The organism is Pantoea coffeiphila, assembly GCF_016909495.1.
Classification (GTDB): domain Bacteria; phylum Pseudomonadota; class Gammaproteobacteria; order Enterobacterales; family Enterobacteriaceae; genus Erwinia; species Erwinia coffeiphila.
Genome location: NZ_JAFBFW010000001.1, coordinates 1190006 through 1209087, shown reverse-complemented (window position 1 = coordinate 1209087; position 19082 = coordinate 1190006). Strand labels below are relative to the sequence as shown.

The following is a 19082-nucleotide window of genomic DNA, read 5'->3' as shown; positions in this document are numbered from 1 at the left end:
GTTCCTGTGGTTTAAGAGGAGGGGCCCTGAACGCTAAAGGTTCCTGGGATCATTTCCGCGCCGTATTTCTTAAACAGCGCAGGCAGGCTGCCGTCGGCATTCATCTTGTTCAGCGCATCGGCGGCGGCGGCGGCCAGCTTCGGATCTTTAAAGGCGATGGCTACCGGGGTGGGTTCCAGCCCCGAGATCACCTGCTTAAACATCCCTTTGTGCTGATAGTCGGCGGCCACGGCGTCAATACTGATCACCGCATTCACCTGGCCTGCGCGCAGCGCCTGGAAAGCGACGGTGAAGTTGTCGAAGGTATGGATATCAACGGGCTTAAGGTTTTTGGCAACCAGCTGCTGGCTGATTTTGCGGATGGTGGTTTCTTCAAACCCACCCAGCTCAACGCCCACGCTCTTACCGGACAGATCCTCAACCTTGGTGATTTTTCCTGCATCGGCAGGTGGGGTAGAAATACTCACCGCCTGGCTTTCATACGGGATCATGTACATCATTTTGGCGCGCGCCGGGGTGAAGAAAATGCCGGTATTGATCATATCCCAGTGGCCACCCTGCAGGCCGGGCACCATCGCGGAGAACTCAATACGGGTGTAATCAGCTTTCAGGCACAGGCGTTTGGCAATCTCCTCGCCCATTTCAATGCGCATGCCCTTTAACTTTCCTTCACCGTCGACATATTGCAGCGGCGGCAGCGTCGGGTTTGTTGACATCTTCAGCTCGCCTGAGGTAACCAGGCTGGCGCCCTGCGGTGCTGTACAGTCGGCGAAGCAGCTGCCGGACAGCAGCGTTAGCGCGGCTAATAAGGTTAATTTGGCTTTCATGTTGATTCTCCGGGTGTCAATTCAGGCCAGTGATTAATGCTGGAAGCTGTTCAGCACGTTAAGTTTTTCTAATTCATGACGTAAAACATGATGTAAATCGTCGGCCAGCGGCAGGCGCGGCGCACGCGGGATACCGACATCCAGCCCCATCATTGACAGACCGGCCTTGCTGGCGGCGACGTAGTGCGGTCCGCCCACGGCGCGCACCACCGGCAGGATCTGGCGATACAGGGCGAGGGCCGCGTCGCGATCCAGACGATCCGCTGCGGCTTCAAACATCTGCGCACACTGCGACGGCAGCAGGTTAGAGGCCACCGCCACCCAGCCACAGGCCCCCAGCCAGAAGGATTCGTAGCCGAGTATTCCGGCAAAGACGTTCATCCGATCGCCGCACAGTTCGATAATGTCGCGAACGCGGGTGACTTCCAGCGTGGATTCCTTGATGTAGCTGACCGTATCGATCTGCGACAGCCGGGCGACGGTTTTTGGCAGCAGGTCAACGTTGGCGGTGGCCGGGTTGTTGTAGATCATGATCGGGATGGAGATCGCTTCCCCGACCGCGCGATAGTGGGTAAACAGTTCGTCTTCATTCGGGCAGCTGTAAAACGGTGGGATGATCATCACGCCGTCTGCACCCATGCTTTCCGCTTCTTTGCTCAGCTCAACGCATTCCGGGGTCCATTCTGCACCCGTACCCATCAGCACCGGCACGCGCCCGTTTGCGGTGCAAACCACCGTTTCAGTAACCAGCTGGCGCTCCTCGCGGCTCATCGATAAAAACTCACCGGTGCTGCCGAGCGGAATAAGCCCATGAATTCCCTGTTCAATTTGCCAGTTAACCAGTTTTTTCAAAGCTGGCACATCTATTGCTGAACCATCAGGGGTAAAGGGGGTAATCAATACCGTGTAAGTGCCGCGAAACGTAGACATGCTGAGTTCCTTGAGAAAGTTCTTGATGAACACCGTTTGTATACCGTATACGTACTGTATACGTATACGATGTCGGAGCACAAGATCTGTGGAACTAAAATCTCAAGATATCAGCCAGAGTACCGAAACCCGGACCATCTGGTTTGATGGCCAGGCCATACAGGCTCTGGCTTCAGAGACGATCGCGGCCGCCCTGGCCCGCAGTAATATCGTGGCGCTGCGCGAAAATACACAGGGCGAAAAGCGCGGATTGTGGTGCGGGATGGGCTCCTGCTATGAATGCGTGGTGGAAGTGGACGGCAAAGGATCGCAGCGCAGTTGTATGACGCTGGTTGAGCAGGGGATGCAAATTCACAGCCGCCGTTCAGACGATCGCACGCCTCAGCCGCTGGCGTCGGCACCCGCGACGGTTGAACCCGCTGAAACCGTCTGCGATCTGCTGGTGCTGGGAGCCGGACCCGCCGGACTCTCTGCCGCGCTGGCGGCGGCGCAGGCCGGGGCTGCGGTTATCGTCATCGATGAGCGACCGCAGAGCGGCGGGCAGTTTTTCAAGCCGCTGGCACCTTCCCATATTCTGCACGGCAACATGCCGCCGCAGTGGCGCGACGGCGAAAGGCTGCTGACCGACGCCGTCGCGGCGGGCGTTACCGTTGTTCAACAGGCCACCGTGTGGGCGGCTTTTTCCGCGAATGAAATCGCCGTTATGGTTAACGGTCAGACGCGGCTGTTTCGCCCCGCGCAGCTGATTATTGCCACTGGTGCCTACGAACGGCCCGTGCCGTTTCCCGGCTGGACGCTGCCGGGCGTGATGACCACCGGAGCCGGACAGACGCTGGCTAAAGCCTATCGCGTGATCCCTGGCAGCCGAGTAGTGGTGAGCGGTAATGGCCCGCTGAACCTGCAGTTTGCCGCCGACCTGCTGGAAAGCCAGGGTTCGGTGGTGGAAGTGCTGGAACGCGCGCCGAAACCCGGGCTGAAGCATTTCCGCCAGATCTTCACCATGCTGCAGGCGGCCCCCGAACTGCTGTGGAAGGGTCGGCACTACCTTGGCGTATTAAAAAAACATCGCGTGCCGCTCAGCTGGGGCTATGAAGTGGTGGCCGCGCACGGGCAACAGCGCCTGGAGCGGATCACCGTGATGCGCGTCGACGCGAACGGGCAGCGTATTGCCGGTTCCCGCCGGGAAATCGACTGCGATGTGCTCTGCCTGGGGCACGGATTTATCCCTTCCACCGATCTTGCCCGTATGCTCGGCTGCGAACAGCAGCTTTCCTCCACGCCGTTCAGCACGCCGACGATTAAAACCGACCCAAACGGCGCAACCAGCGTCAACGGGGTTTACGTCGTGGGTGACGGCGCGAAACTGGGCGGCGCACAGGTGGCGCAGGCGCGTGGCAGGCTGGCGGGTCTCGCTGCTGCCGCCGCGCTGGGCAAAACGATCAGCCCTCAGGAGATTCCTACCCTCACATCCCGCCTGACCCGGGCCGAGGATTTCCAGCGCTCGCTGTGGCAGGTCTATCAGGCTCCGGCCGTCAGCCTGGCCTCGCTGGAAGATGAAACGGTGATCTGTCGCTGCGAAAATATCACTCTGGGCCGCCTGCGCCAGGCCATCAGCCAGGGGATCGACACCCCCGCCGCGCTGAAACGCAATCTGCGCAGCGGCATGGGGCTGTGCCAGGGGCGCACCTGCTCAGGAATGGTGGCGCAGCTGGTGGAAGAGATGACCGGCCGCCGGAACACCGTCAGCGGATTTTACGCGCCGCGTTTCCCCGTCCGCCCCGTTCCGATTGCCGCGCTGGCCTTTGAAAAGCCGGAATGGGGCGGGCATAAACCCGCCATCACTCCCAATCTTGCCCGACCGGTAGAGCAGGCCGCGCTGCCGTTGCAAAAAACCGACATTCTGGTGATTGGCGGCGGGGTGATGGGTAACTGCCTCGGTTATTACCTCGCGGCGGGCGGTGCCGGTGTGCTGGTGGTGGAGCGTGACGAGATCAATCTGCAGGCCTCCGGTGCCAATGCGGGCAGCCTGCATGTCCAGCTACTGTCCTTTGATTTCGGCAGCAAGGCGCAGGAGGGCGGTGGCCCGGCGGCGCAGACGCTACCGCTGGGCCCGACGTCGGTCAGGCTTTGGCAGGCGCTGGAACAGGCCAGCGGCGAATCGCTGGAAATTAAAATTACCGGTGGACTGATGGTGGCTGAAACGGAACAGGACATGCGCTTTCTGGAGCAGAAAATCGCCATGGAGCGCCGCTACGGCATTGAAACCGAACTGCTGGATGCCGCCCAGCTCAACCGGCTTTCTCCTCATCTGTCACCGGACCTGCTCGGCGCGGAATTTTGCCCGATGGAAGGCAAAATCAACCCCCTGCGCGCCACCTACGTGGTCAACAGACTGGCGACGGAGGCCGGTGCACGCTTCCAGCGCGGGACCGATGTGCAGGCCATCGAACCACTGCCGTACGGCGGTTACCGGGTGCAGACCAGCCGTGGGGTGATTGAAGCCGGGCGGGTGATCAACGCCGCCGGAGCCTGGGCGGCCAAAGTGGCGGAAATGGTCGATGTTGCGCTGCCGGTGAAAGGCGCGCCGCTGCAAATGATCGTCACCGAACAGTCCGCGCCGCGTATTGACCACCTGATCGCCCACGCGGGCCGCCACCTGAGCCTGAAGCAAACCGCACACGGCAGCATCCTGATCGGCGGCGGCTGGAGTGCAGGATTTAACCCCGAAACGCGGATGAACCAGTCACTGCGCGCCAGCATCGAAGGCAACCTGTGGGTGGCCGGGAAAGTGCTGCCCGCCCTCAACAGCCTGCATATGGTGCGCAGCTGGGCGGGGATGAACATCAATATCGACGGTGCGCCGATCGTCGGTGAAGTCCCCGGCAAAGCCGGCTTTTACCACGCGGTTACCTCTAACGGCTACACGCTGGCACCGGTTGTCGCCTGGAGCCTGTCACAACAGATTTTGCAGGGCCGCAGCGAGATCGATCTTGCGCCCTATGCGATTTCCCGATTCCACTGATAATAAGGATTTCTTTTCGTGAGCAATACACAACACACTCTCGCCGGCTGGATTGATAACCATTTTGAACAGCAGGTTGAGATGCTGAAAAAGCTGGTACAGATGCCTTCCGACAATCCGCCTGGCGACTGTACTCCGCACGCGTTGATGACCGCCCGCTGCCTGCACGACCTCGGGCTGGAGGTGGAAATCCTCACCGTACCCGATGACGTCGTCGCCGCAGGCGGCATGCGCAGCGCCACCAACCTGATTGTCCGCCACCGCTTTGGCCCCGGCAAGACCGTGGCGCTGAACGCCCACGGTGACGTGGTGCCGCCGGGCGGCGGCTGGAGCAAAGATCCCTACGGTGCGGAAATTGAGGACGGCTGGCTGTACGGGCGCGGGGCGGCGGTATCGAAATCCGATATCACCACCTACACTTCGGCGCTGTTGGCGCTGATTCACAGCGGTGCAGATTTGCAAGGCACCGTTGAACTGCATATCACATACGACGAAGAGACGGGCGGATCGACCGGCCCCGGCTGGCTGCTGGCCAACGGCCACAGCAAACCGGACTACGTGGTTTGCGCCGCGCTGAGCTACTTTGTGGTCACCGCGCACAACGGCTGCCTGCACCTGGAAATTGATTTAAAAGGCCAGTCGGCCCACGCCGCATTTCCCACCACCGGCTGCGATGCTATTGAAGCCGGAAATCGCCTGATGACTGCTCTCTACCGCTATCGCGATGCGCTGGGTGAAACCCATTCGGCAATTGACGGCATCGACTCACCGACGCTGGTGATTGGCCTGGTCAACGGCGGCATTAACACCAACGTCGTGTCGGACAATTTCGTACTGCGCCTGGATCGCCGCATTATCCCGGAAGAAAACCCGGAGGCCGTCGAGCAGGAACTGCTGGCGCTGGTCGCCGACGTACAGCGCCAGGTTCCCGGCGTTGCTTTCAACGCGCGTCGCATCCTGCTCGCCCGCCCGTTTACCCCTTCGCCGCAGAGCCTGGCGCTGGCGGCGATCTTCAGCCAGCAGGCCGAAGCCGTGTTCAATGAGCCCATTCCGCTGGTCGGCCTGCCGCTGTACACCGACGCGCGGCTTTACAGCGGTGCAGGTATCCCGACCATCATGTACGGTGCCGGACCGCGCAGTTTCCTGGAAGCGAACGGCCATCGCGCCGACGAACGCATTCACCTTGATGACTTACGCCGCGCCACCCTGGTGGTTGCCAACAGCGTGGCCACCCTTTTGCAGGAGAAAACCGCATGATCGCGATTAAAAATCTGACTAAATACTACGGCGAGCTGCCGGTCCTAAAAAACTGCACCCTTGATATTCAGAAGGGGGAAGTGGTGGTGATCTGCGGTCCTTCCGGTTCCGGGAAATCCACACTGATCAAGTGCATGAATGCGCTGGAGCCGTTCCAGAAAGGGGAGATTAATATCGACGGCATGGTGCTGAGCGATAAAAAAACCAGCCTGCCCGCGCTGCGCCAGCAGGTGGGCATGGTATTTCAGTCGTTCGAACTGTTCCCGCATATGACGGTGATGGACAATTTAATCGTGCCGCAGATGCGCATCCTTAAACACAGCCGCGAGCAGGCGCAGAAAAAAGCCCACGAGCTGCTGGAGCGCGTCGGCATGAAATCCCACGGTCATAAATACCCGGCACAGCTTTCCGGCGGCCAGCAGCAGCGCGTGGCGATAGCCCGCGCGCTGGCGATGGAGCCGAAGGTGATGCTGTTTGATGAACCGACTTCGGCGCTGGACCCGGAAATGGTCGCCGAAGTGCTGGCGGTGATGGCAGAACTGGCGGAGCAGGGCATGACCATGTGCTGCGTGACCCACGAGCTGGGCTTCGCGCGGAAAATCGCCGACCGGATGATCTTTATGGACGCCGGAGAAATCATTGAAGATTCGCCGACCGACACCTTCTTTACCGCTCCGGCTTCCGGGCGGGCAAGAGATTTCCTCGAGCAGATTATCCACCATTAACCGCGTTGAAAACCGCGCCTGCCCATTGCGGCAGGCGCGGGAACACGCTCAACGGGAAGATCCGGCGGCGTTAAATTGCAGGCCTATCCCACAGCGCTGCGCATTGTTCAAATACCCCCCGCGCGGCGGGCGTGACGGCGGTCATATGCATCGCGCCATGGACTGTCCCCGCCAGCCGTTCGAGCCGCACATTGTTGCCATCCCGCGCCAGTCTGCGGGCGTACTCTTCCGCCTCATCCCGCAGCGGATCGCATTCACAGCTCAGCAGCAGCGTGTCCGGCAGGCCGTGCAGCGACGCTGCCGCAGACGGGCTGGCCAGCGGATTCTGCCGATCGCTGTCGTCGGGCAAATAGCGCTCCCAGCAGTATTCCATTACCGACCGCGTCAGGCCAAAGCCCTCGCCGAACTGCTGCCAGGAAGCCGACTGCATCGCCGTATCCAGCGCCGGGTACAGCAGCAGCTGGCGGGCAATCAACGGCCCCTGGCGATCTCGCGCCAGCAGGCAGGCCGCCGCGGCCAGGTTGCCGCCCGCGCTGTCGCCGCCAACCGCGATGCGCTGCGGGTCGATGCCCAGCGAATCCGCCCGGTCGGCGATGGCACAAAGCGCGGCATAAAAATCGCTTAACGGCACCGGGAACGGGTGCTCCGGGGCCACGCGATAGCCAACGGAGAACACTACGCTGCCGGTGGCGTCGGCCAGCTGCTGGCACGGAGTATTCCAGGCGTCAAGACCACCCAGGCACCAGCCGCCGCCGTGGGCATAGACCAAAGCCGGATGTGCCTCACCGTCTTCTGCCCCGGCCGGAAAATACATTCTTACCGCGATCGGCCAGCCATCCTGCGCTTCTATGCTTAACGCCTGCCAGTCGCGAATTTCCCCGGCTACGGGCTGCTGACCGGCTATCAATCCTGCGTCGGTGGCCGACCGCATTACCGCCAGCGGCACGGCGGCGCTGAAAGCGGGCGCGGCGGCCAGCCAGCGCTGCGTTGCGCTATCGAGCGGCATAGCCTTTCTCCTGTAAAAACGCCGCGATCAGCGCACAGAATTCATCCGGGCACTCTTCGGTAATAAAATGCCCGCAGTCGCTGACCATCGCGCTGCGTAAATCGGGGGCGACTTTTTTCATCGTCTCAGCCGGGGCATCCCGCGTGGCGTTTTCCGCACCGATAGCCAGCACCGGCATACTCAGCGGCGTGGCGGCCCGCTGCTGATTCTGGCGGATGGTCTCCGGGATGGCGCGATAGTAGTTAAATCCGGCCTCCAGTTTCCCCGGCACGCTGTAGGCGTCGATATAGACTTCCGCCGCCACGCGTTCCCGTCGCCATGACCATTTATCGAACATATAGCTGAGATACAGCCGTTCGCGGCCCGCGATCAGCGCCTCCGGCAGGCCGCTTAGCTGGTTGAACATAAAGTGCCAGAGGAAGATATTCTCCTGCGGGCTGACAAAAATCTCCGGGGCGGGGGCCAGCCCGGGGATCACCGCTTCGGTCAGCAGCAGCGAATGCACGCGCTGCGGGAAATCTGCGCCCATGGCGTAGCCCACCCACATGCCAATATCATGGCCGATAACCGGATAGCGTTCGTGGCCGAGCTGGGACATCGCGTCAACCAGCTGCGCGGCGATATTCCCGGTATCAAAACCGCCGGTTGGTGCGTCCGACTCGCCGGTGCCGGGCGGATCGACCGCTACGGCGGTATAGCCCGCATGGGCCAGATGCTCCATCACGTGCCGCCACGTGTACCACGTCTGCGGCCAGCCGGGGATCAGCAGGACTGCCGGGCCGTGGCCCTGAGTGACGCAGTGCAGACGGCGTCCGTTAACGCGCAGATAGCGGTGGTGCAGAGTGGCGTTAACCATGATGTTCAGCCTCCGTGGTGGTGATGCCTAACAGGCGGTCTATCTGACTCTGGCTGACCGGGGCTGCCGCGAAATCATCGAAAATTTTATCGGTGACCGGAATAATATGGTCGCGGATAAACGCCGCCCCCTCGCGCGCGCCATCGTCCTTATTCTTCAGACAGCACTCCCATTCCAGCGCCGCCCATCCGGCGTAACCGTTCTGAGTCAGGCGGGAGAATATCGCCCTGAAGTCGACCTGACCGTCTCCCGTTGAGCGAAAACGCCCGGCGCGATCGGCCCACGACTGGTAGCCGCCGTACATGCCCTGACGCCCGGTGGGATTAAACTCAGCGTCTTTAACGTGGAACATGCCGATGTGGTCGCGATAGATATCCAGAAAATCGAGGTAATTCAGCTGTTGCAGGACGAAGTGGCTGGGATCGAACAGGATTTTACAGCGCGGATGATGGCCGGTGCGCTGTAAGAACATCTCGAATGAGATGCCGTCGTGCAGATCCTCGCCCGGATGAATTTCATAACACAGGTTCACACCCTGCTTCTCGCAGGCATCAAGGATCGGCAGCCAGCGGCGGGCCAGCTCGTCAAAGGCGGTTTCCACCAGCCCGGCCGGGCGCTGGGGGAAGGGGAACACGTAGGGCCAGGCCAGCGAGCCGGAAAAGGTGCCCATCTCGGTCAGCCCAAGGCGGGAAGAGGCGCTGACTGCCGCCAGCAGCTGCTGTTTTGCCCATGCGGCGCGGGCTTCCGGTTTGCCGTGCAGGTGCGGCGGCGCAAAGCTGTCGCACAGCGCATCGTAGGCCGGGTGTACCGCCATCAGCTGGCCGAAAATATGCGTGGTCAGCTCGCTGATAACCAGCCCGTGCCGCGCCAGCATGTCGGTTATCTCATCGCAGTACTGCTGGCTTTCCGCCGCCAGATTGACGTCAAACAGCCGCTTATCCCAGGCCGGGATTTGCAGAGCGCGGAAGCCGTTCTCCGCTGCCCATCCGGCAATCGCCTCAAGACTGTTAAATGGGAAAACATCATCACTGAACTGCGCCAGGTGCAGGCTGGGACCCTTGATCGTTTGCATATGAACCTCTATTGTTTGTCGATTGACAAACAATAGAGATCTGACGAAACGGCCACAAGGCGTTTTTGTTAACGCAGCACAGAGTGCTCAGTCGCAAGGGCAGAAGGTGGCTGATTTAATGTGATATTCTTGCTGCCAGATCCTGAACGTATCATCCGAGAGAAGAGAACCGCTATGGCCGGAAGACCCAGAGAATTCGATCGTGAAGCCGCCCTGATTCAGGCGCGGGATTTATTCTGGCGTCACGGCTTTGAGGGTACGTCGATGTCCGATCTGGTGGCGGCGCTGGGCATTGCCTCCGCCCGCATTTACAAAGCGTTTGGCTCGAAGGAACAGCTGTTCCGCGAGGCGGTGGCGCACTATGCAGAACACGAGGGCGGTTTTGCCGCACGGGCGCTGGAAGAGGGTGAGATTGCCCTCGCGATAAAACGAATGTTAATGGATGCCATCGCGCTCTATACCCGGCCCCTTGCGCCAGCGGGCTGCATGGTGGTTTCCGCCGCCGGTGCGCTCAGCGATGAAAATCAGCCGTTGCAGCAGTGGATGGCAGAACAGCGCCGCCTGCGTACGGAATCGATTATTAACCGCTTCCGCCAGGCGGCGGAGGCCGGGCAGCTGAAGCGCGATGCCAACCCGGACCTGCTGGGCAACTATTTTGCGCTGGTGCTGCACGGCCTGTCGGTACAGGCGCGGGACGGCGTTCCGGCGGACGTCTTGATCGAGGTGGTTAACGCCTCGCTGGCGGTGCTCTGACGGTTAAGCCGCGGATGGCTTAACCCTGGTCATTGTCCTCTGCAAGAATCCTCGCCCGACAAACGTCCAGAATTTCATCGGCCAGCGCGGAATCATCCGGGCAGGCGCGGGACAGTACCATCGCACCCACCAGATGCGCGAGGGTGTCGATCAGATCGGCACGCTTTGCGCCTTTTTCCCCTTCTTCGCCCGAGAGCCTGGCCAGATTTTTTTCAATACCGGCGGCAAATATGGCCTTCACCGACTCGGGCTGGCGCGCCGTGTCGGTGCCGAGCGCCGACATCACACAGCCTGACCCCATCGCATCGCGATGCTGGCGGGAGAGGTAGCGCTCAACAAATTTTTCCCGGGTGGTGCCGCCTGACATACCCGCCGCCTGTACAAAGCCGCAGCTCACCGCTTCCGCCATCAGATCCGCCTTGGAAGCAAAGTGCTTGTAGAAGCCACCGTGGGTAAAACCCGCCGCAGACATCAGATCCGCCACGCCAACCCCATCGAAGCCGCGCTCGCGAAACAGCGCCGAGGCCGTTTCGACAATATGCTGGCGATTTTCGCGTACCTGTTCTTTCGACACTTTCATTGCTGCTGGCTCCTCTGAGCGAAATTTCTGGCGCAATTATACATTGATGATGATCGTAATCAAAAAATATTGACTGTTTAGATTATGATCGTCATCATTAATTCCACGTCGCGTTGTTGCCGTCAGCGGGATCTTCCATGCCAACCGGGTGCGGCTGGCAGAGAGCAATATGGGCAGCACGACTCATTCAATCATTCACAGAGGAAACACGCAGATGTCCAAACCTTCCGTTCTGATTACAGGTGCTTCAACCGGTATTGGCGCAGTCTATGCGCAGCGCTTCGCCCAACGCGGACATGACCTGGTGCTGGTCGCGCGTGATAAAGCAAAGCTGACCGCACTGGCCGAACGTTTGCAGCGGGAAAACGGCGTTGCCGTGGATATTCTGCCCGCCGATCTTACCCAGTCGGATGACGTCGCGACGGTAGAAGCGCGCCTGCGCGACGATGCGAAAATTGGCATTTTGATCAACAATGCCGGTATCGCCCAGTCGGGGGGATTTGCCGGGCAGACGGCCGATTCGATTCAGCGCCTAATCGCGCTGAACGTTACCGCGCTGACGCGGCTGGCTAACGCGGTCACGCCACGTTTCGTGCAGGCCGGGGAGGGCGCTATCGTCAACATCAGCTCGGTCGTGGGGCTGGCACCGGAATTCGGCATGTCGGTCTATGGCGCAACGAAAGCCTTCGTGCTGTTCCTGTCCCAGGGGCTGAACGTTGAACTGGCGGATAAAGGCGTATACGTACAGGCGGTACTGCCTGCCGGCACTTACACCGAAATCTGGGATCGCGCGGGCATTGATATCAACACCCTGCCGCAGATGATGGAAGCGGGCGATCTGGTCGACGCCGCGCTGGTGGGGTTTGACCGCCGCGAAACGGTCACCATTCCGCCGGTGCAGAGTGCATCAAGCTGGAGCAGCCTGGACACGGCGCGACTGGGGCTGATCGCGGATATTAATCAGGCGAAGGTGGCGGAGCGCTATCAATCTGCCTGACCAGTGCTTACTGCTACAGCCCGGACCTGGGCTGTAGCTGATAAATCCAGGCGCTCACCTGCAGGCCATCAACCGTGGTGACCTCGACCTTCACCCGGTCATAGCCGTCCTCGAACTCATCCAGCATCGGCCAGTGTGCCTGCAGATTGTCCGATAAAAACAGGTAGCCGTTCACCTGCGCGCCATCGCTGTGCAGCACAATGCCGGGGAAATCCGCCGCCGCGCCCCAGCCCCGCTCGTAAAAGGTCCCGGTAACGTGGCCTGCCAGCCATTCGCCGCCGATGTTTTCCATGATATGCGCATTCGAATGGCCCGGGCGCAGCGTGCCGTAGACAAACAACGATTCCATCTTGCCTCAACAGTGAAAAAGGGATTACCCGCCGGGTAAAGAACAGCTTTCAACATACGGCCTAATCCGGCGGCTGGCAAACCCTTCGTCACGCAGGCACCCTCCTACAGATACTGCTCCAGCAACGTCTCCAGACTGTTCTGGTCGACGGCAAACAGGCGGATCCCTTCGGCCAGTTTTTCCACCGCCATCGCGTCCTGATTATGCGCCCAGTAGAATTCCGCTTCGGTCATGGCCGCAGGCTTAGCCAGTACTTCGCCCGCATAGCTTAGCGGCGCGGGCACCGGCCCCTGGCTTTGCTGTAGCTGTGCCAGCAGCGCCGGAGACACGGTCAGACGATCGCAGCCGTTCAGCGCCAGCACCTGTTCCGGCGTGCGGAAGCTGGCACCCATCACTACCGTGTGGTAACCGTGCTGTTTATAGAAGCGATAAATAGTTTGCACCGACTCCACGCCCGGATCGTTGTCGACGGTCCAGGCGGTGCCGGGACTGTTTTTCTTGTACCAGTCGTAAATGCGGCCAACAAACGGTGAAATCAGGAACACACCGGCATCGGCGCAGGCTCTGGCCTGGGCAAATGAGAACAGCAGCGTCAGGTTGCACTGGATCCCTTCTTTTTCCAGCGTTTCGGCGGCACGTATCCCCTGCCAGGTGGCGGCAAGCTTAATCAACACCCGTTCTTTGCCAATGCCTTTCGCTTCATACAGGGCAATGATTTCCCGCGCTTTGGCAATGCTGGCTGCGGTATCGAAGGAGAGGCGGGCATCCACCTCGGTGGAAATGCGCCCCGGCACGCTTTTCAGGATCAGTGCGCCGATACTGACGGCCAGCGTGTCGGCAATGTCTGACGCTTTTATCGGTTTTCCCGCCTGGCGGGACTTCACCGCCGCGACGGCTTCCGTAATCAGCGCGTGATACTGCGGAAGCTGCGCGGCCTTGTAGATAAGCGACGGGTTGGTGGTCGCATCTTCCGGCTGATAAGCCAGAATGCTATCAATATCCCCGCTGTCGGCAACAATCGTCGTGTGCTGCTTTAGTTGTTCAAGCTGATTCATAATCGTGACCTGTAATGAGAAGTAGGATTGAATGCACGGGGAACGGCACGGAGCCGCTCCCTGTGGTGGGGCTGGCAGGGCGATCAGTTAGCCTGCGCGACGCGGGTGGTCAGGCCTGGCATATTGAAGCACTCGGCTTCATTCTGGATCATATCCTTGATTTTATTGACCACGTAACGTTCAGGCTCCACGCCAAACGATTTCAGGTTGGCAAACATCGCCTTCATCTCTTTCACTACCGCCGGTTTTTCGTAGTTGTAGTGGCCGCTGAGTTCAAGGATCTCTTTCAGCAGATCCGGCTCATTAAAGATCTGCTCTTCGGACTTGTTTTTGTGCTCATCGGTCATCCATTTTTCCCACTTGTGGCTCAGCACGCACTCGCGGGTCAGCACGGTTTTCAGGTCGGACGCGGTCTTGATAAAGCCTTTCGCCGCCAGATCTTTTTCCACCTGCGCCAGCTTCAGATAGGCGCGGGTTTCAATGGTGCCGTAAGCCGGGGCCACGTTCATCGCGGTGATCCCCAGGCCCGGGTGCTTCAGCAGGATCTCATCCGGCAGATAGTCGCCGTTGTGCTCTTTCAGGCCTACGCCGTGACGGGTGCTGATGGCGGACAGTTCAGCGGACTGCTTATCGTTGAAATGACCGACGTTCTTGGTCAGGCGGGTCAGGGTTCCGGTCTGACCGACGATAAACAGCGGCTGCGGCAGCGATTCGGCCGCCAGGCGCTTGTTCAGCTCGATAATAAACTCTTCATAGGCACTGACGTCGGTCAGGCCGCCGTTGGTCTCTTCGGTACCGACCTCGTAGAAGAACTCTTTCAGGCTGTTGGCTTTGCGGTAATCTTCGCAGAAGCGGATCAGCTCAACGGTGCGGCTCAGAACCAGTTCGATATCAATGGCTTTACCGACAACGTACGGATCTTTGGTCGGGTCGATATGCAGCAGGTCGAAACCGGCATCCATATCAATCTGATAGGAGCGGCGGGCCAGCTTCATCGCTTCGTCTTCCGGGATATGGTCTTTACGTTCTTTATCGCGCTGCCACGGGCCGCCGTGGTCGCGGCAGAGGAAGTAATCGCCGTCAAAACCGACTTTATCCGCCATCGCTTTCAGGTCAGCGGCAAAGCGGAACTGATCCCAGTTATTCACGTAACCGGCACCGAATTCATCGGCATCGACCTGGTTACGGCTGGCAATAAACATCAGCGGCAGATCTTTTTCTTTTCCCAGTTCAAAACAGGCCTGAATTAATGCCGGAGACATGGGGCCAATTCCCAGCATGGTAGATTTTCCACCGTTAACAATATAATCAACGTACTGTTTCATTGTGTTTTTCATAATAACTCCTCAGGCTTTATTCATATCAGAAGTGATGGTTTTTTTAGTCGATGCTTTTTTTACCGGCTCGGTAATGTTCGGTCGCAGAATATGCAGACAGATGGCGGTCACAATCACGCCGATAGCCATATCGATGACGTACCACATCGGGGCTTTGTTCACCCCGGCAATGGCAATTAATCCGCCGTGGGGAACCATGGATTCAACGCCGTGAATCATTGCCAGACCGGCACCAACGGCGCTGCCGATAATAATTGACGGCAGTACGGTTTTAAGATTTTTAACGGCAAACGGAATGGCGCCCTCGGTAATACCGATTAATCCCATAAAGGCGGCAGAGGTGCCCATTCTTCTTTCATCTTCGGCCCATTTACGCTGGGAAATAAAAGTTGAGAGGGCAATGCCCAGCGGTGGAATAGCGCAGGCAATACGATATGCGCCGTTCGGGCCATAAATACCTTCGGCCATTAAGGCGAGGGTAAAGGCCGTGGCGGTTTTATTGACCGGGCCACCCATATCAAAGGCCGCCATCGCACCCAGAATCAGGCCGAGAATAACGCCGCTGCTTCCCTGCATATTCGACAGCATGGAAACCAGCCATTTCATCGCAAAGCCGATTGGCCCAATCAGTACGTAGAGATAGAGCATGCCGACAATACAGGTGGAGACGATGGGGATGATCATAATGGGCATCACCGGCATTAACGCCTTGCCAACCTTCCAGGTTTTGATCCATTTGGCAACGTAGCCGCTGAGAATACCGAGCAGCATTGCCCCAAGGAAACCGGTCACCACGTGGTCTGTGCCCAGCGGCGTGCTGGCCATAAAGCCGGTGATAAAGCCCGGCGTCAGCCCCGGTTTACCGGCAATGGAGTAGGAGATATAGGCCGCCAGCACCGGGATCATCATACCCAGCCCGGCACTGCCGATAGCACCCAGATTGAGTAAGAACGGGTTAGTGACCACCATTCCTTTGCCGACGACCGGTTCGCCACCCACCAGCGACAGCGCCAGGCAGATCCCGCCGACCACCACCACCGGCATCATGTAGGACACCCCGGTGCTGAACGCTTTGACTAAATCATCTTTAATGACTTTGATATTTTCCGACATTTTTTATCCTCCCGAACCCGCTATTTTTATCGGTTGCTGCGATATTTGAACGCAGCGATCCCCGTGCGCCCGCGCGCGCTATTTAAAATTGCAGAGTTCGCAGACATGTAATTAACGTTTTTAATATTCCGGTGACGGCCGTCGAAATAAAACGCACCGGCGCGTTGTTTAATTCACCAGGCTTACCGCTTTATCAATAATCGCGGCCGGATCGCGCACCACTTCGGCCGGGTTGAGGGAAATAACCCGACCCTCGTCTTCTTTTTCTTCAAAGCGCTCAACGCCCTCAATACCGATAGCAATTGCCAGAATCACCACGTCGGCTTCGGCAATGTCATCGTCACTTAATTCATTTTCAATGCCCATGCCGCCCTGGGTTTCCACCTTGACGTCATAACCTCTTTTTTTACACTCCTGCTCAATCGCTTCCTGCGCCATATAGGTATGGGCAACTCCGGTAATACATGCTGCAACGCCGACAATTTTCATAATGAACTCCTGATTTTTTATTGGCTGATTTTTAAAATAGGACTGACGGTTATTCTGTTTTTATATAGCCAGCGTGCTGGCCATCAGGTTGTAGAGTACGGTCACGTTTTCGGCCTGTTTTATTTCATTGCGGAAATCCTCTTTCATTAGCTTTCTGGCAAGCGTTGAGAAATATTTCATATGCTCGTTAGGATCGGCGGATTTACTCACCGTCAGCATAAATACGGTTTCAACCTGCTGATCGCCCCACGTAATGGGCTTCGCCAGGGTGGCCATACTGATAGTGGAGTGCTGAATATGGTCCGACTTGGTGTGCGGAATGGCGAAGCCATAGCCCACGGCGGTGGAAAAGGAGTCTTCCCGCGCCCAGATATCATCGGTTAACCGATCGCGATTATCGGTACGGTGATGCAGCCAGAGATTGTCTGTCATCATCTTGATCGCTTCGTTCTTATTACCGGCATCCAGAGCGCAGAGGATAAATTCCGGCGCGAGGATCGGCATTTTGCTTATTGCCCTGACTTCCGGCGAGCGTAGGGCGCTTTTCACCCCGGCGGAACGTTTTACGCTGACGATCTCCTGCACCAGCCGCTGGCATTTGGTGAAATCCAGCTCGCGCAGCGTGTGCTTTACCCCCGGGATGGCGGTCCCGCTCATGCTCAGTTCGTCAAAGCCCATTCCGACCAGCAGCGGCAGGAAATCGCTGCTGGCACCCAGCTCACCGCAGATACCGATCCACTTGCCAGCGCGGTGCACCTCATCGACGGCAAACTTCAGGGCGCGCAGGAAGGACGGGGCATAATTGTCGTACACCGATTCAACCTGCGAATTGCCACGGTCGGCGGCAAAAAAGTACTGCGTCAAATCGTTGCTGCCGACGCTAAAGAAATCGGCGTACTCGGCAATTTCGCTAATGGCGAAGAGAACCGAGGGGATTTCCAGCATCACGCCCAGCGAGATGGCCCCGTTGAACGGCAGGGCTTCATCGCGCATTGCGCTTTTGACCTCTTCAAGCACCTCGCGGCACCAGATAACTTCATCAACGCTGGCAATCATCGGGATCATGATTTTCGCCTCGCCGAGCGCCGAGGCGCTGAGAATGGCCTTCAGCTGCATGGCAAAGAGGTCGCGATAGCGCGGATAGGTACGCACGGCGCGGAAGCCGAGAAAGGGGTTTTCCTCCTCGCCGGTATCCAGATAGTCCACCGGCTTATCGCCGCCGATATCGAAGGTGCGGAAGATAACCGGCCTGCCATCTGCCAGCGCCATGACCTGACCATAAAGATCCGCCAGCTCGCAGTAGTCCGGCGGCGTTTCGCGGTCCATAAACGACATTTCGGTACGAAACAGGCCGATACCTTCCGCGCCGTTGTTGAATGCCGCTTCGGCTTCCGCCACGCTGGCAATATTGGCGGCGATTTCCACGCTATGGTTATCGCAGGTCGTTGCCGGTTGCATCACGCCCGCCATCATCTGCTGCTGCATCTGCTGCTGGACGGTGATTTCATGACGGTAATAGCGCAGGACCTGCTCGTCCGGTGCGGTAATCAAAATCCCCGGGTTACCGTCGATAATGATGTCCGTGTTCGCATCCAGCGTCAGTGCCGTAAAATCAATATCCGTCAGGGTCGGGATGCCGAGCGAACGCGCGAGGATCGCGGTGTGCGAGGTTTTACCGGTGGCGGACAGGACCATGCCTGCAAGGTACTGTTTATTGATGCCGAGGAACTGGCTCGGCGTCAGGCTGTTCGCCAGAATAATTGACGGCTGGGTTAATTCCAGGCTGTTTTGCGGCAGTGCACCCGTGCCATAAATAGCGGTAAGCAGCTGTCCGGTAATATCGAGAACGTCAAGGGTTCTCTCTTTAATATATTTGCTCGCTGAACGGTTAAGAATTTCACACAATTCCATCGCCGATTTAATGACGGCATCCCACGTATTCTCGCCGTTTGCAATGGCGGTGGTAATCTGGCTTTGGAAAGTCGCATCGGTCACGATCGATAAATGCGCCTGTAAAATATCATGCTCAACGCCGGTCTTAATTTCCAGTGCGGTAAGCTTCTCATCCTTCAGTGCCGCCAGGCCCGCCTGGAAAATACGCTGTTGCTGTTCTGCTGAATAATCTCCGCCGGGATTACGCGCCAGCATTTCGTTTAAAGACAGGCTCTGTATGCGCACCGGCTTCGCAATCGCCACGCCGCCGCTGATGCGTGAACCCTGAATAAAATCGAGCCGGGTTTCCCGCAGGGATCGCGGCAGATAGCCCGCTGGCGCCGTGGCTTCCTCCGCCTGACTGACCTCGAAAGAGGGCAGCTTTTTCAGCAGCGCCCGCAGCTGCTGTGCGGCTTCAGCCGCATCTTTCCCGCTGAGCGATATTTCGCAGGCGTCGTTGAATAATGTGTCGGTAGCCACCACCGAGAGAGCGCTTTTCCCATTACCCTGAATGCCGCTGCGAATATTCTTCCAGCACACGTCGGATTGAAACGTATTACACAGTCGTTCGATGTGCCCTGCAGGCCGGGCGTGAATGCCTTCATTCAGTTCACACTGGTACGCTATTATCTCTGACATCATCGCTCCCGATAAAGCTTTGCAAAAGCAGGCTTATTTTGTTGGCAGATATACGGCTCTGCATTTCATGTTTTATATCCTTCACCGTTCATGACCGTGTTTGAATAGAAAAAAAGTGACCTTTGCTTGAATAAAAAAGCAGG

The 19082-nt window shown here is 58.4% G+C and carries 17 protein-coding genes; 5 read left to right on the top strand and 12 right to left on the bottom strand.

The features are described 5' to 3' along the window. Window positions 1–11: 11 nt before the first annotated feature. Window positions 12–827 carry an ABC transporter substrate-binding protein gene (locus JOE09_RS05550; RefSeq protein ID WP_205065043.1) on the bottom strand — a complete coding sequence of 272 codons (816 nt, stop codon included), beginning with the start codon at window positions 825–827 and terminating at the stop codon, window positions 12–14. A gap of 33 nt (window positions 828–860) precedes the next feature. Beyond that, window positions 861–1757, bottom strand: a complete 897-nt coding sequence (locus JOE09_RS05545; RefSeq protein ID WP_205065042.1) for a dihydrodipicolinate synthase family protein — start codon at window positions 1755–1757, stop codon at window positions 861–863. Between the two features lie 88 nt (window positions 1758–1845). On the opposite strand from JOE09_RS05545, the gene JOE09_RS05540 reads away from it, so the two are divergent. Genes JOE09_RS05540 through JOE09_RS05530 form a run of 3 tightly spaced genes read left to right on the top strand, consistent with a single transcriptional unit; the run spans window position 1846 to window position 6761 of the window. After that, on the top strand, window positions 1846–4779 hold the full coding sequence (locus tag JOE09_RS05540) for an FAD-dependent oxidoreductase (protein ID WP_205065041.1): 2934 nt from the start codon (window positions 1846–1848) through the stop codon (window positions 4777–4779). An 18-nt stretch (window positions 4780–4797) separates the two neighbouring features. Next, a complete protein-coding gene (locus JOE09_RS05535) occupies window positions 4798–6036 on the top strand; it encodes a M20/M25/M40 family metallo-hydrolase (RefSeq protein WP_205065040.1) in 1239 nt (412 codons plus the stop codon). Then, complete coding sequence (locus JOE09_RS05530) at window positions 6033–6761, top strand: amino acid ABC transporter ATP-binding protein (RefSeq protein WP_205065039.1); 729 nt, start codon at window positions 6033–6035, stop codon at window positions 6759–6761. Before JOE09_RS05535 ends, JOE09_RS05530 begins: the two co-directional genes overlap by 4 nt. A 70-nt stretch (window positions 6762–6831) precedes the next feature. On the opposite strand, the gene JOE09_RS05525 is transcribed toward JOE09_RS05530, so the two are convergent. Genes JOE09_RS05525 through JOE09_RS05515 form a run of 3 tightly spaced genes read right to left on the bottom strand, consistent with a single transcriptional unit; the run spans window position 6832 to window position 9695 of the window. Beyond that, a complete protein-coding gene (locus JOE09_RS05525) occupies window positions 6832–7767 on the bottom strand; it encodes an alpha/beta hydrolase (RefSeq protein WP_205065038.1) in 936 nt (311 codons plus the stop codon). After that, the gene (locus JOE09_RS05520) at window positions 7754–8623 is read right to left on the bottom strand and encodes an alpha/beta fold hydrolase (RefSeq protein ID WP_205065037.1); all 870 of its coding nucleotides are present in this window, start codon (window positions 8621–8623) and stop codon (window positions 7754–7756) included. The genes JOE09_RS05525 and JOE09_RS05520 overlap by 14 nt, the downstream gene beginning before the upstream one ends. Beyond that, window positions 8616–9695: a sugar phosphate isomerase/epimerase family protein gene (locus tag JOE09_RS05515; RefSeq protein ID WP_205065036.1), complete on the bottom strand. Its 1080-nt coding sequence runs from the start codon at window positions 9693–9695 to the stop codon at window positions 8616–8618. The genes JOE09_RS05520 and JOE09_RS05515 overlap by 8 nt, the downstream gene beginning before the upstream one ends. A 174-nt stretch (window positions 9696–9869) precedes the next feature. On the opposite strand from JOE09_RS05515, the gene JOE09_RS05510 reads away from it, so the two are divergent. Next, window positions 9870–10448: a TetR/AcrR family transcriptional regulator gene (locus tag JOE09_RS05510; protein WP_205065035.1), complete on the top strand. Its 579-nt coding sequence runs from the start codon at window positions 9870–9872 to the stop codon at window positions 10446–10448. Between the two features lie 19 nt (window positions 10449–10467). Here JOE09_RS05510 and JOE09_RS05505 read toward each other — a convergent pair whose 3' ends face one another. Further along, a complete protein-coding gene (locus JOE09_RS05505) occupies window positions 10468–11028 on the bottom strand; it encodes a TetR/AcrR family transcriptional regulator (RefSeq protein ID WP_205065034.1) in 561 nt (186 codons plus the stop codon). 214 nt (window positions 11029–11242) lie between these two features. Between JOE09_RS05505 and JOE09_RS05500 the strand changes: the two genes are divergently transcribed. Continuing rightward, window positions 11243–12025: an SDR family NAD(P)-dependent oxidoreductase gene (locus JOE09_RS05500; RefSeq protein ID WP_205065033.1), complete on the top strand. Its 783-nt coding sequence runs from the start codon at window positions 11243–11245 to the stop codon at window positions 12023–12025. Window positions 12026–12038: 13 nt separating this feature from the next. Here the strand turns inward: JOE09_RS05500 and JOE09_RS05495 are convergent, their stop codons facing one another. The 6 genes from JOE09_RS05495 to ptsP form a co-directional block, all read right to left on the bottom strand. Then, on the bottom strand, window positions 12039–12374 hold the full coding sequence (locus JOE09_RS05495; RefSeq protein ID WP_205065032.1) for a gamma-glutamylcyclotransferase family protein: 336 nt from the start codon (window positions 12372–12374) through the stop codon (window positions 12039–12041). Between the two features lie 104 nt (window positions 12375–12478). Next, window positions 12479–13429: a transaldolase gene (tal, locus tag JOE09_RS05490; protein WP_239552924.1), complete on the bottom strand. Its 951-nt coding sequence runs from the start codon at window positions 13427–13429 to the stop codon at window positions 12479–12481. Window positions 13430–13512: 83 nt separating this feature from the next. Continuing rightward, entirely contained in the window at window positions 13513–14766 is a 1254-nt protein-coding gene (locus JOE09_RS05485; protein ID WP_105592709.1) for a class II D-tagatose-bisphosphate aldolase non-catalytic subunit, read from the bottom strand. 9 nt (window positions 14767–14775) lie between these two features. Next, window positions 14776–15879 carry a PTS fructose transporter subunit IIC gene (locus JOE09_RS05480; RefSeq protein WP_205065031.1) on the bottom strand — a complete coding sequence of 368 codons (1104 nt, stop codon included), beginning with the start codon at window positions 15877–15879 and terminating at the stop codon, window positions 14776–14778. 168 nt (window positions 15880–16047) lie between these two features. Then, window positions 16048–16368, bottom strand: a complete 321-nt coding sequence (locus JOE09_RS05475) for a PTS fructose transporter subunit IIB (protein WP_105592707.1) — start codon at window positions 16366–16368, stop codon at window positions 16048–16050. Window positions 16369–16428: 60 nt separating this feature from the next. Continuing rightward, window positions 16429–18939 carry a phosphoenolpyruvate--protein phosphotransferase gene (gene ptsP / locus JOE09_RS05470; RefSeq protein ID WP_205065030.1) on the bottom strand — a complete coding sequence of 837 codons (2511 nt, stop codon included), beginning with the start codon at window positions 18937–18939 and terminating at the stop codon, window positions 16429–16431. Between the last annotated feature and the right edge of the window lie 143 nt (window positions 18940–19082).

Excerpts from the sequence above, each read along its gene's own strand:
- JOE09_RS05545 (WP_205065042.1), bottom strand. The coding sequence starts at position 1,757 with ATGTCTACGTTTCGCGGCACTTACACGGTATTGATTACCCCCTTTACC.
- JOE09_RS05525 (WP_205065038.1), bottom strand. The coding sequence starts at position 7,767 with ATGCCGCTCGATAGCGCAACGCAGCGCTGGCTGGCCGCCGCGCCCGCT.
- ptsP (WP_205065030.1), bottom strand. The coding sequence starts at position 18,939 with ATGTCAGAGATAATAGCGTACCAGTGTGAACTGAATGAAGGCATTCAC.
- JOE09_RS05475 (WP_105592707.1), bottom strand. The coding sequence starts at position 16,368 with ATGAAAATTGTCGGCGTTGCAGCATGTATTACCGGAGTTGCCCATACC.
- JOE09_RS05520 (WP_205065037.1), bottom strand. The coding sequence starts at position 8,623 with ATGGTTAACGCCACTCTGCACCACCGCTATCTGCGCGTTAACGGACGC.
- JOE09_RS05515 (WP_205065036.1), bottom strand. The coding sequence starts at position 9,695 with ATGCAAACGATCAAGGGTCCCAGCCTGCACCTGGCGCAGTTCAGTGAT.
- JOE09_RS05530 (WP_205065039.1), top strand. The coding sequence starts at position 6,033 with ATGATCGCGATTAAAAATCTGACTAAATACTACGGCGAGCTGCCGGTC.
- JOE09_RS05510 (WP_205065035.1), top strand. The coding sequence starts at position 9,870 with ATGGCCGGAAGACCCAGAGAATTCGATCGTGAAGCCGCCCTGATTCAG.
- JOE09_RS05500 (WP_205065033.1), top strand. The coding sequence starts at position 11,243 with ATGTCCAAACCTTCCGTTCTGATTACAGGTGCTTCAACCGGTATTGGC.
- JOE09_RS05505 (WP_205065034.1), bottom strand. The coding sequence starts at position 11,028 with ATGAAAGTGTCGAAAGAACAGGTACGCGAAAATCGCCAGCATATTGTC.
- JOE09_RS05495 (WP_205065032.1), bottom strand. The coding sequence starts at position 12,374 with ATGGAATCGTTGTTTGTCTACGGCACGCTGCGCCCGGGCCATTCGAAT.
- JOE09_RS05485 (WP_105592709.1), bottom strand. The coding sequence starts at position 14,766 with ATGAAAAACACAATGAAACAGTACGTTGATTATATTGTTAACGGTGGA.
- JOE09_RS05480 (WP_205065031.1), bottom strand. The coding sequence starts at position 15,879 with ATGTCGGAAAATATCAAAGTCATTAAAGATGATTTAGTCAAAGCGTTC.
- tal (WP_239552924.1), bottom strand. The coding sequence starts at position 13,429 with ATGAATCAGCTTGAACAACTAAAGCAGCACACGACGATTGTTGCCGAC.
- JOE09_RS05550 (WP_205065043.1), bottom strand. The coding sequence starts at position 827 with ATGAAAGCCAAATTAACCTTATTAGCCGCGCTAACGCTGCTGTCCGGC.